At 63.9% G+C, this 13,949-nt stretch carries 13 protein-coding genes and 1 pseudogene; 3 read left to right on the forward strand and 11 right to left on the reverse strand.

Annotated elements, in window-relative coordinates:
* Nucleotides 1-93: 93 nt before the first annotated feature.
* A complete protein-coding gene (locus A7A08_RS02000) occupies nt 94-909 on the forward strand; it encodes an arginyltransferase (protein WP_069093851.1) in 816 nt (271 codons plus the stop codon).
* 58 nt (nt 910-967) lie between these two features.
* Here the strand turns inward: A7A08_RS02000 and parC are convergent, their stop codons facing one another.
* Nucleotides 968-3,229, reverse strand: a complete 2,262-nt coding sequence (parC, locus tag A7A08_RS02005; RefSeq protein ID WP_069093852.1) for a DNA topoisomerase IV subunit A — start codon at nt 3,227-3,229, stop codon at nt 968-970.
* 88 nt (nt 3,230-3,317) lie between these two features.
* Between parC and A7A08_RS02010 the strand changes: the two genes are divergently transcribed.
* Complete coding sequence (locus tag A7A08_RS02010; protein WP_069093853.1) at nt 3,318-4,367, forward strand: cupin domain-containing protein; 1,050 nt, start codon at nt 3,318-3,320, stop codon at nt 4,365-4,367.
* Nucleotides 4,368-4,396: 29 nt separating this feature from the next.
* On the opposite strand, the gene recO is transcribed toward A7A08_RS02010, so the two are convergent.
* The 10 genes and pseudogenes from recO to folK all read right to left on the reverse strand — a co-directional run bounded on the left by recO (nt 4,397) and on the right by folK (nt 13,170).
* Nucleotides 4,397-5,116, reverse strand: a complete 720-nt coding sequence (gene recO, locus A7A08_RS02015; protein WP_069093854.1) for a DNA repair protein RecO — start codon at nt 5,114-5,116, stop codon at nt 4,397-4,399.
* 15 nt (nt 5,117-5,131) lie between these two features.
* A pseudogene (gene era / locus A7A08_RS02020) lies at nt 5,132-6,084 on the reverse strand (GTPase Era).
* A 24-nt stretch (nt 6,085-6,108) separates the two neighbouring features.
* Nucleotides 6,109-6,819 carry a ribonuclease III gene (gene rnc / locus A7A08_RS02025; protein ID WP_069093855.1) on the reverse strand — a complete coding sequence of 237 codons (711 nt, stop codon included), beginning with the start codon at nt 6,817-6,819 and terminating at the stop codon, nt 6,109-6,111.
* 2 nt (nt 6,820-6,821) lie between these two features.
* Nucleotides 6,822-7,568 carry a signal peptidase I gene (gene lepB, locus A7A08_RS02030; protein WP_069093856.1) on the reverse strand — a complete coding sequence of 249 codons (747 nt, stop codon included), beginning with the start codon at nt 7,566-7,568 and terminating at the stop codon, nt 6,822-6,824.
* A 127-nt stretch (nt 7,569-7,695) separates the two neighbouring features.
* Nucleotides 7,696-8,106 (reverse strand): holo-ACP synthase, encoded by a 411-nt coding sequence (gene acpS / locus A7A08_RS02035; RefSeq protein ID WP_069093857.1) that lies wholly within the window; start codon nt 8,104-8,106, stop codon nt 7,696-7,698.
* Entirely contained in the window at nt 8,103-8,894 is a 792-nt protein-coding gene (locus tag A7A08_RS02040; protein WP_069093858.1) for a pyridoxine 5'-phosphate synthase, read from the reverse strand. The genes acpS and A7A08_RS02040 overlap by 4 nt, the downstream gene beginning before the upstream one ends.
* 33 nt (nt 8,895-8,927) lie before the next feature.
* Nucleotides 8,928-9,446, reverse strand: coding sequence for a DUF2062 domain-containing protein (locus A7A08_RS02045; protein ID WP_208430553.1), 519 nt, complete (start codon nt 9,444-9,446; stop codon nt 8,928-8,930).
* Nucleotides 9,447-9,708: 262 nt separating this feature from the next.
* Nucleotides 9,709-11,934: a RelA/SpoT family protein gene (locus tag A7A08_RS02050; RefSeq protein WP_069093860.1), complete on the reverse strand. Its 2,226-nt coding sequence runs from the start codon at nt 11,932-11,934 to the stop codon at nt 9,709-9,711.
* Nucleotides 11,935-12,120: 186 nt separating this feature from the next.
* Nucleotides 12,121-12,528, reverse strand: a complete 408-nt coding sequence (gene rpoZ, locus A7A08_RS02055; protein ID WP_069093861.1) for a DNA-directed RNA polymerase subunit omega — start codon at nt 12,526-12,528, stop codon at nt 12,121-12,123.
* Nucleotides 12,529-12,612: 84 nt separating this feature from the next.
* Nucleotides 12,613-13,170, reverse strand: a complete 558-nt coding sequence (folK, locus tag A7A08_RS02060) for a 2-amino-4-hydroxy-6-hydroxymethyldihydropteridine diphosphokinase (RefSeq protein ID WP_069093862.1) — start codon at nt 13,168-13,170, stop codon at nt 12,613-12,615.
* Between the two features lie 123 nt (nt 13,171-13,293).
* On the opposite strand from folK, the gene A7A08_RS02065 reads away from it, so the two are divergent.
* Nucleotides 13,294-13,920 (forward strand): LabA-like NYN domain-containing protein, encoded by a 627-nt coding sequence (locus A7A08_RS02065; protein ID WP_069093863.1) that lies wholly within the window; start codon nt 13,294-13,296, stop codon nt 13,918-13,920.
* Nucleotides 13,921-13,949: the final 29 nt, after the last annotated feature.

The following is a 13,949-nucleotide window of genomic DNA, read 5'->3' on the forward strand; positions in this document are numbered from 1 at the left end:
TTGCCAACGGTTCGAGCGCGGCGGTCTTGATGAAACGCTTCCGGCCGATTCGCCGTTTATGGTGACCCCAATTCATTTTGAGGCACAGCCAAGGTGACAGAGCATAAGAGCAACTTCCCGGAGTTCTATATCACCGCGCCGCAGCCATGCCCCTATCTTCCGGGGCGCTACGAGCGGAAGCTCTTCACGCATCTAACCCCCGACAAGCCCGATCTCTTGATCGACAACCTCCTGAAGGGCGGTTTCCGGCGGAGTCAGAACATCGCCTACATGCCCTACTGCGATTCCTGCTCGGCCTGCGTGCCGGTGCGGATCGTGGTCGATGCGTTCGATCTGCGGCGCTCCCACAAGCGGGTCCTGAAGACCAACCGTGACCTGATGGTCCGCCGCAAGGAGCCATCCGCCGACAGCGAGCAGTACTCGCTGTTCCGCGGCTATATCGATTCCCGCCACGCCGACGGCGGCATGGCCGAAATGACGGTGCTCGACTATTCGCTGATGATGGAAGACAGCGTGGTGGAGACCTTCGTGAGCGAGTATCGGCTGAAGCCCGATCCGGAAGGCGACGGCTCCACGCCGCTGGTGGCGGTCTGCCTCTGCGACCAGCTGAGCGACGGCATTTCCATGGTCTACAGCTTCTACGACCCGGAGCTCACCTCGCGCAGCCTGGGCACCTACATGATCCTGGAGCATATCCAGTACGCCCAGAGCCTCGGCCTGCCCTATGTCTATCTCGGTTACTGGATCGAGGGCGCGCGCAAGATGCGCTACAAGAACCGGTTCCACCCGCAGGAGCACCTGACCGCCAAGGGCTGGGTGCGGTTCGACGGCAAGAGCGACGCGCCAGAGGCGGACGGATGCGGCGCTTGTGCCGACCGCAAGCTCGCCCCGGCCTTCACCGACTTCTAAAGCTAACAGTTTCGGCCGACGTCGCTTCAGCCGATAGCCCGGTTCTCCGCCGGGCTCTCTAGTTCTGCCCGTTGAAGCGCGGGCCGAAGCTGTTGGATTTCGGGAAGCCGCGCGGGGCCATGCGGCCGGCCTGGGCGCGCTCGCCCCACCATTCGGCGAGTTCGTCCGAACTCTGGGTGAAGGTACGCCCTGCTCCATCGACCCAGGAGAGACCCTCCGCCTTGGAGAATGTCTTCGCGTCCGCCAGGCCGCCATCCTTGAAGCGCTGGAGGCGCACGCCCTTGCCGCGGGGCATCTCGGGCAGATCCTTAAGCGGGAAGAGCAGCAGCTTCCGGTTCTCGCCAATGGCCGCCACGCTGTCGCCGGCGACAGGTGCGCAGAGCAACGCTTCGTCGGCGCCGCGCACGTTGAGCACCTGCTTGCCCTTCTTGGTCATAGCGACGACCTCGTCCTCCGGCACCACGAAGCCGTAGCCGGCGGTGCCGGCGACAAGCAGCTTCCGACCGGGCTGATGGACCATCATCTCCACCGCATCCGCCGAACCTTCGATATCGATCATCAAGCGCAGGGGCTCCCCGTGGCCGCGCCCGCCGGGCAGCTTGTTCGCAGGCAGCGAATAGAACCGGCCATTGGTGGCGAAGACGAGCAGCGTGTCGGTGGTGGAGGCCTTCACGGCGCGCAGGAGCTTGTCGTCGGATTTGAAGGCGAGCGAATCCGTGTCGGTCTGATGGCCCTTGATGGCGCGGATCCAACCCTTCTCGGAAAGCACGATGGTGATGGGCTCCTTCTCGATCATGGCCTCGACGAGATCGAGATCGGCTTCCGGCGCCTCGTCGAATTTGGAGCGGCGGCGGCCCAGCTCGGTCTCCTGACCGAACTTCTTCTTGGTCTCCTTCAGCTCCTCGCCGATACGCTTCCACTGCAGGTCTTCCGAACCGAGCAGCGTCTTCAGCTCCTTCCGCTCCTCCGACAGGGTGTCGTGCTCGCGGCGGAGCTCCATCTCCTCCAGCTTGCGCAAGGAGCGCAGGCGCATGTTGAGGATCGCTTCGGCCTGGACGTCGGTCAGCTCGAAGGTCTCCATCAGTTCGGGCTTGGGTTCGTCCTCCTCGCGGATGATCCGGATCACCTCGTCGAGGTTGAGATAGACGATGAGATAGCCTGCGAGCACCTCCAGGCGGTGGTCGATCTTGCCGAGGCGGTAATTTGAACGGCGGACCAGCACTTCGAGGCGGTGATCCAGCCACTCCCGCAGAGCCTGGCGCAGGCTCACGACATTGGGGATGCGGCCTTTGCTCAGCACGTTCATGTTGAGGGGCAGACGGGTCTCCAGGTCGGTGACCTTGAAGAGAGATTCCATCAGCAGGATGGGATCCACGGTGCGGGTTTTGGGTTCGAGGACGAGGCGAACCTCTTCGGTGGATTCGTCACGCACATCCGCCAGCAGCGGGAGCTTCTTCTGCTGCAGAAGCTCGGCGATACGGGCGACGAGCCGAGCCTTCTGAACCTGGTACGGCACCTCGGTGACGACGATCTGGTACGCGCCGCGGCCGAGATCTTCCTGCTCCCAGCGGGCGCGCACACGGAATGATCCCCTGCCCGTCTTATAGGCTTCGACGATCTGCTCGTGCGGCTCGACGATAATGCCGCCGGTCGGCAGGTCGGGGCCCGGGACGAACTCGACGAGCTTCTCGACGGTCGCGTTCGGGAACTTGATGAGATGGAGCGCGGCGTCGCAAAGCTCACCCGCATTGTGAGGCGGGATGCTGGTCGCCATGCCCACGGCGATGCCGGACGCGCCGTTGGCCAGGAGGTTCGGGAAGTTGGCCGGGAGGACGACCGGCTCCATGTCCCGCCCGTCGTAGTTGGGGCGGAAGTCGATGGTGTCCTCGTCGATACCCTCCAGCAGACGGGTCGCGACCTCGGTGAGACGCGCCTCGGTGTAGCGGTCGGCCGCGGGGTTGTCGCCGTCGATATTGCCGAAGTTGCCCTGGCCGTCGACCAGCGGATAGCGCACCGCGAAATCCTGGGCGAGACGGGCGAGCGCGTCGTAGATCGCCTGGTTTCCATGGGGGTGGTAGTTGCCCATGGTGTCGCCGACGATCTTCGCGCATTTGCGGAATTCGCCCTGGGGCGCAAGGCGAAGCTGCTGCATGGCGTAGAGCAGCCGGCGATGGACCGGCTTCAGCCCGTCGCGCACATCGGGCAGCGCCCGCTGGGTGATGGTGGACAGCGCATAGGCGAGATAGCGCTCTTCCAGCGCCTCGCGGAGATTGATCGGCTCGATCGGGCCCGAATCATCGGGCGTCACGTCTTTTCCCATGGAATCCGGTTAGCCCATCGCGGACGATCGCTCAAGGCGGCTGCGAATTCTGTAATATTCTATTCCGAGATTTCGATTATGGTTGCGCATGGACAAGCGCTCGCCTCTCCCCTCCTTCAAATACGCGCTCGAAGCGCAGCCGCCGAAGGCTTTCAACGGCGGCATCACGCGCGGGGCCTCGGTGCGCGAGTTTCCCGTCTCCACGGGCATCGCCGGCGTCTCCATGCGGCTCGGCCCGGGCACGATCCGCGAGCTGCACTGGCATGCCAACGCGGCGGAGTGGGCATACGTCATCGAGGGGAATTGCCGGATCACGATCATCGACCCTGATGGCAACGCGGCGATCGACACATTCGGGCCCGGCGACGTCTGGTATTTCCCGCGTGGCTTCGGCCACTCGATCCAGGGGATCGGGCCGGGCGACTGCCATTTCATCCTGATCTTCGACAATGGCGATTTCTCCGAGGACCACACCTTCAGCATCAGCGATTTTCTTGCCCAGATGCCGGCGCCGATCGTGGCGCAGAATCTCGGATGGACGCAGGAGCAGGTCGCCAGCCTGCCCAAGTCGGAGGTCTATTTCGCCAAGGGGCCTGTGCCGGACGACGAGTCGCGCCTGTCGACCCGCCGGCCCGAGGCCGCTCTGACCACGTCGCACCGCTATCCCCTGCTGGCCCAGGAGCCGCGGCGGATGCCCGGCGGGGGCACCCAGCGCACCGTGACGGTCGCGGAATTTCCGATTTCTCACGGCATGGCGGGCTCGTTGCTCGAGCTTGAGCCCGGCGCGCTGCGGGAGCTCCATTGGCATCCGAATGCCGACGAGTGGCAGTACTACATCTCCGGAACCGCTGAGATGGGCGTTTTCCTGGCTCAGGGAAACAAGGTGATCGACGAGTTCTCGGCCGGCGATGTCGGCTACGCCCCCATGGGCGCGGGCCACTACATCAAGAATACCGGCAGCGAAGTCCTTCGCGTCCTGGTCGGATTCAACGACGGGGATTACCAGGCCATCGACATGAGCGCCTGGCTGTCGGGCAATCCGGCGGATGTGTTGGAGACCAATCTCTCGATCTCGGCCGAACTGGCCGACGAGCTCCCCAAGGATTGGGAGTTCATCGCCCCGCCTGAGGCCTCCTAACGCCCTCCACATCCGATTTGTCGACCTGACTAGCTTTGCGCAAGACGCGCCAGCAGCCGCTCCCGCGCGGCCGGCAGCGGCTCGCCATGAGGACTGTAGATATCGCGGTCGAGGAAGTAGCCGGAGAGCCGAAAGCCATCGGCGATGTCCTGGGGCGATGGCTCGGCGGCCTCATCGATGAGGAAGGCCGGAAGGCGCAGAAGCTTATCGGCGTAAGGTTCGCCGGCTTCCCTGGAGACCGCCCTGCCCGATTTCGGCGACACATAAATGAGGTCGTCCGTGGTGCCGGTCGCGGCGCATTCGGACAGATCGATGCCGAAGCCCATATCGGCGAGAAATTCCAGCTCCCAGCGAACGAGACGCGCGGGCCAGATCTCGGGGTCGTCCAGGGCGTCGAAGACTGCGCGGGCACCGTGATAAAGGGCAGGATGAGGATCGCGCTCGGGCAGCATGCGGGCCATGGATGTCAGGGATTCGATGCCCAGGAGCGCCGCAGGATCGTCGAGCACCCCCGCGGCGTAAGACTGCATGAGCTCCACGGTGATGGAGCCGAGATGCTCCGGCAGCCGTGCACGCCAGGTGATGTGCAGCAGGTTCGAGGGTTGGAGCAAGGGGCGGAGGCGCCGGGAACGGCCGCCCCGGACCAGCCCCAGATGACGTCCATGCCCCTCTGTCAAAAGCTCGGCGATGGCGTTCGCTTCGCCAAGCGGCCGGGTGGAGAGAAGAATGCCGTCGTCGCGCCAATCCATGGGGCGGATTAGGCCCTACTCTTTCGGATAGTCCAGCCCCATCTCGCGATAGCGTTCCGGATCCTCGCCCCAACGCTCGCGGACCTTCACGAACAGGAAGAGATGGACCGGCTGGTCGGCGATCTCGGCGATGTCGGTCCGGGCCGCCTGGCCGATTTCCTTGATGGTCTGACCCTTGGCGCCGAGCACGATCTTCTTCTGGCTGTCGCGCTCCACGAAGATGGTCTGTTCGATGCGGGCGCTGCCGTCGCGCAGGGTCTTCCATTCGGTCGTCTCGACGGTGAGCGCGTAAGGCAGCTCCTCATGGAGCCGGAGGAACAGCTTCTCGCGGGTGATCTCGGCGGCGGCCTGGCGAAGCGGCGCATCGGTCAGCTGATCTTCAGGGAAGAGCCAGGGCCCGGCGGGCATCTTGCTGGCCAGGTATTTCTTCAGTCTGCGACCCCATCGCCGTTCAGGGCGGAAATCATGAAGGTTTCGTCGAAGCGGTCCGGGGCTGAGAGGTCCGCGACCAGTTCCAGGAGCTTCGGCTTCTTGACGAGGTCCACCTTGTTGATGGCAAGGGCGGCCGGCACCTTCATCTCGTCGAGCCTTTCGACGACGGCCATGGCTTTCTCGTCGGCACCGCGACGCGCGTCCACCACCAGGAGAATGAGGTCGGCATCGGCGGCACGATCCCAGGCGGTGGCGGTCATGGCGCGGTCGAGACGGCGGCGCGGTTGGAAGATGCCGGGGGTGTCGACCAGAACGATCTGGGTGTTGTCCTCGAGGGCCAGGCCGCGGACAGGGCCGCGGGTCGTCTGAGCCTTATGGGTGACGATGGATATCTTGGCGCCGACGAGTGCGTTCGTCAGGGTCGACTTGCCGCTATTGGGCGCCCCGATCAGCGCCACGAAACCGCAGCTCGTGTCGCCCTTTCCTCCGATGGGACCGGCCGGCTCGTCGGGTGATGGTTGGTTCTCGTCGTTCATTGCTGCCGCTTCATCAAAATCGCTCTAGGGCTCGACGCTATCCCAAACGCCTTCGCGGATCAGCACCGCGAGCGCCGCGGCCTGCTCTGCAGCCCGCTTGCTCGGGCCCTTTCCACGTTCGGGATCGAGGCCTTTGATCTGCACCTCGGCGGTGAATTCCGGGGCGTGGTCAGGGCCGGAACGGCCTGTCTCCACATAGCGCGGCAAGGGAAGCTTCTGACCTTGTACCCATTCCTGCAGCACGGATTTCGCATCGGCTGCGGCCACATCCAACTCGCTGAGATGGGGCGCCCAATCCCGCTGCACGATCTTGGCCGCTACCCCATAGCCGCCATCGCAATGGAGCGCCCCGAGCACCGCTTCGCAGGCATTGGCGAGGATGGTCATCTTGCGCCGTCCGCCGCTGCCGGCCTCGCCGCTGCTCATCACCAGATACCGTCCGAGATCCCAACCTTGGGCGATCTCTGCGCAGGTCTGGGCGCGGACGAGATGATTGAACCAGCGGGCCAGCTCGCCTTCCCGGGCCTCAGGGAACCGCGAGGTCAGAAGCTCGGCCACGGCCAGGCCGAGCACGCGATCGCCGAGAAATTCGAGGCGCTCATTGTCATCGTCGGCGGCCTCGACCGCCCGGGCGGACGAATGGGTGAGCGCGAGCTTCAGAAGATTGAGGTCGGCGAAGTCATGCCCAAGCCGGCCCGCCAACCCCTTCAGTGCCTTGTCAGACGCGTCGGGCAATCCTAGCGCACCAGGTCGAAGATTCGCGAGCCGCGGACGGCGCTCGGCCATTTCCACACCTGCCAGAAATGGGCGCCTTCCCCGAGTGAGAAGAAGATCACCTGGGCATGGCCGATGAGGTTCTCGAACGGCACGTAGCCCACCTCGTTCAGGAAGCGGCTATCGGTCGAGTTGTCCCGGTTGTCGCCCATCATGAAGAGATGGCCTTCGGGGACCTCGTAGACCTCGGTATTGTCGCTGATGCCTTCCTGAACCGTATCGAGCACGTGATAGGTGACGCCGTTGGGAAGGGTCTCCAGATATTGCGGCAGGTTGCGCACCCGGCCGGTTGGCCCCTCGAGCGCCAGATCCTCGATGCGCTCCTTCTTCACCTCTTCGCCGTTGATGAAGAGAATGCCGTGCTTCACCTGGATCTTGTCGCCTGGAAGGCCGATGACGCGCTTGATGTAGTCGGTCTTGTTGTCCGTGGGCAGCTTGAACACGACCACGTCGCCCCGCTTCGGCATCTCGCCGAAGATGCGGCCGGAGAACAGGTCCGGGCTGAAGGGAATCGAATAGCGGCTGTAGCCGTAGCTGTATTTCGAGACGAAGAGATAGTCGCCGATGAGCAGCGTCGGGATCATCGAGCCGGACGGGATATTGAACGGCTGGAAAAGGAACACCCGCACGAACAAGGCCAAGAGCAGCGCCGGGATGATGACCGATGTGAAGCTGCTCTTCTGTTGCGTCCGTTCCGCTTGGACACTCATGCGGCGGTCTCCTCGTTGAAATGCCACTCCGGCGTGAGGGTCATGGCTATAGACCTTCGGTCGGGCGGGCGCAAATACACCCCGTATCGGCCGGTCGCGCGGCCGATGGACGCTGAACCGTCGCCGGTCAGTCGCGCATGGGCACCTTGATGGCGGAAATGATGACGATGGCCTGGGCCGTGGGGAAGTCGTCGGTGATGGTCAGATCGATGCGTGTCTCGTGGCCTTCCGGCGTGAGGCGCTCCAGGGCGCGCAAGGCGCCGCCAGTAAGCTTCAGGGTCGGCCTGCCGGAGGGCAGATTGACCACCCCCATATCCTTCCAGAAGACCCCTTCCCGAAAACCGGTCCCCAAGGCCTTCGAGCACGCCTCCTTGGCGGCGAAGCGCTTGGCGTAGGATGCGGCGCGGGCGGCGCGGGCGTCGGATTTCGTGCGCTCCACGTCGGTGAAAATGCGGTCGAGGAAGCGCTCGCCGAACCGCTCGATAGTCTTCTCCACCCGGCGGATGTCGATGATGTCGTTGCCGAGCCCGATGATCATAGGGTTTCGTCCGCGGAAACGCGGCCCGTTGCTTCGACGGCGCGGCGGGCACGGTTCATCTGGCGGCGCATGTGGCGGACACTCTCGCCGAGGCCGACGAAGAGCGCTTCGCCGACGAGGAAGTGGCCGATATTCAGCTCCACGATCTGGGGAATCGCCGCCACTGGGCCGACGGTGCCGTAGGTCAGGCCGTGGCCGGCATGGACCTCGAGGCCGGCGTCGGACGCCGCTTGGGCGGCCTTCTGGAGACGCGCCAGCTCTTTTTCGAACTTTGCCTGATTCTTGGCGAGGCCCGCTTCGCAGTAGGTGCCGGTATGCAACTCAACGGCATTCGGCTCCACCGTCGCCGCCGCCTCGATCTGAGCGAGGTCGGGATCAATGAAGAGCGATACCCGGATGCCAGCGTCGCGCAGCTTCGCGACGAACGGCTTCAGGGTCTCGACCTGGCTTGCCACGTCGAGCCCTCCTTCCGTGGTGAGCTCCTCGCGGCGCTCCGGCACCAGGCAGTTCGCGTGGGGCCGGGTGCGCAGCGCGATCTGCAGCATCTCTGGCGTGACGGCCATCTCCATATTGAGAGGCTTCGAGAGCTCCACCAGCCGGGCGATATCCTCGTCGCGGATGTGGCGCCGGTCCTCGCGGAGGTGGGCGGTGATGTTGTCGGCGCCGGAGTCGATGGCGGTCTGGGCCGCGCGAACGACGTCGGGATGGGTGCCGCCGCGCGCGTTCCGCAACGTGGCGACGTGGTCGACATTGATGCCGAGCCGGATCGGAGGTGGTTCAGAGGTCATCGGACTGGTCGAAATCGATCTTCGCGGAGCTTTTCATTGCGCCCCGATTGCCTGGTCGCGCTGGAGCTGGCGCAGCTGAAAGCGCTGCTTCCGCCGCTCCTGGTATACCTGCACGGCCCAGCGGGTGGCAAAATAGAAGATCGCGAATAGCACAAGTCCCACCGGCACGCAGCCGACGATGGTGGGTTTCAGGATCGGCCAGATCTTGTCCCATGACGAGGAGAAGAACTCGCCGGAAAAATCCGTGTGGGTGTGGGTGCCGGATGTCCCCAGGATCACCGTGCCGACCTTGAAGCTCGCAAACCAGAAGAAGGGATAGGTCAACGGGTTGCCGACGAAGGTTCCGAGCAGGCCTGCGATGATGCTGCCGCCGATCATCCAGGCGATCAGCGCGGCGCCGATCATATGGAAGCCTACGAAGGGGGTAGCCGATATAAAGCAGCCGGCGGCGAATCCCAGGGCGATCACATGGGGCGTGGCGTTGATGCGCGTGACCCGATGCTTCACATAGCGGGTCGAGCGCGACCAGCTGCGACGGGGCCAGAGATGCACCCTCGCCTTCGTCCAGAAAGATTCAGCTTGTCGACGCTTGAACAGCATCCGGTCCTCAAAGCACTGAACCGCGCTCAAAAAGTGGCAATCGAGAGCGCTAGAACTACCCTATTTAGGTTAAATCTCTTGTGAAAACAGGTGGTGAGGAAATGTGGCGGCGATTTGTGGCGGCTATCGGCCCGAACCCGCGCAACATCGCATCATCGTCACCGAGCGGTTGACGTAGCCGCTCAATTTTCCAAGGGCAATATTCCGTGTGTGATCAGTCTCCCGCCCGTTCGACGCTGGAGACCACATCCATGGTCCGCAGCTTCGCGATCGTGGCATTCAGGTGCTTCAAATCCCAGACATCGGCGTCGATGGTCATCTCCGTATAGTCCGGGAGCTGGTTGTTCATCCGGATATTGACGATGTTGCCGTCGCTCTCGGCGAAGACGCCGGCGATCTGCGCCAAGCTGCCGGGTTCGTTGAGAACGACCAGCTGGAGACGGGCCGGAAAGCGCTGGGGGTTCACATCGTCGAGATCCCAGGTCACGTCGATCCAGCGATCGAGTTCGTCGTCATAGGCGTGCAGCGCCTTGGAGTGGATGGGATAGATCGTGATCCCCTCTCCCGGGGTCAGGATGCCGACGATCCGGTCGCCGGGCACGGCGCCGCCTTCGTCGAACCGAACGGGCAGATCGCCGCTCACCCCGCGAACGGGCACGCCCGCCAGGGGATCGCGCTTGCCTTTCGACGTGCCGGGCCAACGGAACTTCAGACCCATCACCTTGCCGAAACCGAACCAGCCTTCCTCGTCGTTCTTCACCTTCGGCTTCCGCTTGGGCGCGGCGGGCGAAGGCGGAGTCTCTTCCGGATAGACCGCCTTCAGAACGTCCGCCGACGGCAACTCGCCCCGCCCCACGGCGGCGATGGCGTCTTCGGTGGTCTTCTGGGACAGCCGGCCCAAAACCTCGCGCAAGGCATCTTCGGAAAACTGCTTGCCGTGGCGATCGAAAGTGCGCTGCAGGATGAGCCTGCCGAGAGCGCCGTACTGGGCGCGAACGGCCGCCTTCGTGGCGCGCCGGATATTCGAGCGCGCCTTGCCGGTGATGGCGAGCTTCTCCCAGGCGGGACGCGGTTGCTGCCCTTCGGAACAGATGATCTCCACCTCGTCGCCATTCCGCAAAGCCGTGGCCAGCGGCATGGGGCGTCCGTTGATCTTGGCGCTCACGCAGGTGTTGCCGACATCGGTGTGCACCGCGTAGGCGAAGTCGATGGCGTTGGCGCCGCGCGGCAGGGCGATCAGGCGGCCCTTGGGGGTGAAGCAGAAGACCTGATCCTGGAACAGCTCGAGCTTGGTGTGCTCCAGGAATTCTTCCGGATTGTCGCCCTCCTGGAGCATCTCGATGAGATGGCGGAGCCAGCGATAGGCGTTGCTGTCGGCGGGGGCCGCCACATAGTTGGAGCCGTTGCCGCTGTCCTTGTAGAGGGCATGGGCGGCCACGCCGTACTCGGCGACCTGATGCATCTGCTCGGTGCGGATCTGCAGCTCCACGCGCTGATGCTTCGGCCCCACGATGGTGGTGTGAAGAGACTGATAGTCGTTGGGCTTCGGATTGGAGATGTAATCCTTGAAGCGGCCCGGGACCATGTGCCAGCTCGTGTGCACGACGGCGAGCGCCCGGTAACAATCGGGCACGACGTCCACGACGAGACGGAAGCCGTAGATGTCGGACAGCTGCTCGAGGCTAATCTGCTTCCGCTCCATCTTGCTCCAGATGGCATAGGGCTTCTTCTCCCGCCCCACGACGGTCGCCGTCACCTTGGCCTCGTCCAGCTTCTTGGTGAGGGCCGACTGGATGTCGTCGATCAGGCCCTGATGCTCTTCGCGCAGGGTTTCCAGACGCTTGACGACGGCCTTGTAAGCCTCCGGGTGCAGCCAGCGGAAGGCGTGGTCCTCGAGCTCCTCGCGCAGCCATTGCATGCCCATGCGGCCGGCGAGCGGCGCGTAGATGTCCATCGTCTCCTGGGCGATGATCTTGCGCTTGGCCGGCTTCATGTATTGCAGGGTGCGCATGTTGTGGAGCCGGTCGGCCAGCTTCACCAGCAGCACCCGCACGTCGCTCGAGATGGCGAGCAGGAGCTTGCGGAAATTCTCCGCCTGCTCCGCCTTCTTGGTCACCAGATCGAGCTTCTTGATCTTGGTGAGGCCCTCGACGAGCGAGCCGATCTCCGGCCCGAACATCGAATCGATCTTGTCCCGGGTGGTCTGGGTGTCTTCGAGAGTGTCGTGAAGGAGCGCGGTGGCGATGGTCGCATCGTCCAGGCGCATGTCGGCAAGGATCGCCGCCACCTCGAGGGGGTGGGAGAAGAACGGGTCTCCGGAGGCACGCCGCTGATTGCCGTGCGCCTTCATCGCGTAGACGTAGGCGCGGTTCAAAAGCGCCTCGTCTGCGTTGGGCTCATAGCGGAGCACGCGTTCGACGAGTTCGTATTGGCGCATCATGGCGCGGGTACACCTCCGCCGCGGGGAGACGGCAGACTAAAGATGGCCGGTAAAGATTGACTTTTGAAGTGCGGCGGCGTGTCGAGCCCGAGCCTACAGGCAAAAAGACCGGCCGAAGCACTCAAGCCCGGCCGGTCGAATTCGCAAGCCGCATCCGCGCGGCGCATCGCCATTGCGCGGCGTCTGCTAGCGGGACCGCGGACCCGCATTGGAGCCGTCGGACGGCGCCTGGGTCGCCATGCGGCGCAGCAGCTCTTCTTCGCTCATCTTGTCGATCTGGGTGTCGATCGAAGGATCGTCGGCGCCGAGCAGCGGACGGCTGTCGGACTGCATGTCCGGAACGGCATCGGCCTCGGGCTCGTCCACCTCGACGTATTTCTGCATCGAGTGGATGAAGTCTTCCTTCAGATCGTCCGGCGAGATCTCGCCGTCGCCGATCTCGCGCAGCGCGACGACCGGGTTCTTATCGTTGTCGCGGTCGACGGCCAGGGGGGCGCCGGCGGAAATGGTCCGGGCGCGATGGCTGGCGAGCAGAACGAGCTCAAACCGGTTTTCGACCTTGTCGACGCAATCTTCGACGGTAACGCGAGCCATCGATAAATCCTTTTTCGGGAGTCGTGAAGTTGCGCCCTATTTAGAAGGTTGTGCCCGTCAACGCAAGGGAAGTGGCCTTTACGGTCAAGGCGTTGCTTCAGAAAGCCGCGTCAGACCATGGAGAGGCTCATCGCCGGGAATGTGCGCAAGGAGCGACGACGGGGAGCGCTTGAGCACCGGATGCCGCCAAGCGGGCGCTATATCGCGAAGGGGGACCAGGACGAAGGACCGGAGATGGGTCTGCGGGTGAGGCAAGGTAAGCTTGCGTGGCCCCGCCCCCGCCATCACTGCCCTGCTCCCGCGCCATCCCTGGACCCGGCCGCCGTAATCCACGATGTCGAGATCGAGATTGCGGGCGCCCCACGGCGCATTCTTTCCGCGGCGTCCGGCTGCCGCTTCGAGGCGCTTGAGCTTTCGCAGCAATGCCTCGGGCGGCATGTGGGTCGCGATCTCCGCCACGGCGTTCACATAAGCGGGCTGGCCCGGCTGGCCGATAGCCTCGCTTTCATAGAGGGGCGAGGCGCTCACGACCGCAGTGCCGCCGCGGTCCAGCTCGGCCAGGGCGCGGTTCACCGCTTGCAGCGGAGTCCCCCACGGGCCCGGCAAATTGGCGCCGAGCGCGACAAGCGCGTTTCCCCTCATACGGCCTCTTCGATCACGGGTTCTGGTCCCGATGGAACCCGGCAGGCGGCCAAGTGTGTTGAGTCGATACTGTCATGAACTCGGTCGCGGTTTCCGCGTTTACTTCGCTAAACAGGAGATTCAATGCAATTTTACGCCACGGAGCGCGTAGCCCTTTTTGTGGATGGCGCCAATCTTTATGCGGCAGCGAAGGCGCTCGGTTTCGATATTGATTACAAGCGGCTGTTGACCGTCTTCGGCTCCCAGGCCCGTCTGGTGCGTGCGCTCTACTATACGGCGCTCGCTGACGAGCAGGAGTATTCCTCCATCCGTCCACTGATCGATTGGCTCGACTATAACGGTTACACCATGGTCACCAAGCCGACCAAGGAGTTCACCGATGCGGCCGGTCGCAGGCGGATCAAAGGGAACATGGATATCGAGCTTGCAGTCGACGCCATGGAGCTTGCGGAATATCTCGATCACCTCGTGATCTTCTCCGGCGACGGCGATTTCCGTTCGCTGGTCGAAGCGCTGCAGCATCGTGGCCGCCGGGTGAGCGTGGTTTCCACTCTGATGACCAGTCCCCCCATGGTGGCGGACGAGCTTCGACGGCAGGCGGACCAGTTCATCGATCTGGCGGATCTCCAGGACGAGATCGGCCGGGATCCCAACGAGCGCTACAACAGAGAGCCTCGGAGGCGAGCGCCCGAACTGAACCCCCAGGATGACGATAGCTTCGAATCGGACGACGATCTGATCGAGACCTGATCGGCACCGAAGACGCCGAAGCCATTCTT

The organism is Methyloligella halotolerans (genome assembly GCF_001708935.1).
Lineage (GTDB): Bacteria > Pseudomonadota > Alphaproteobacteria > Rhizobiales > Methyloligellaceae > Methyloligella > Methyloligella halotolerans.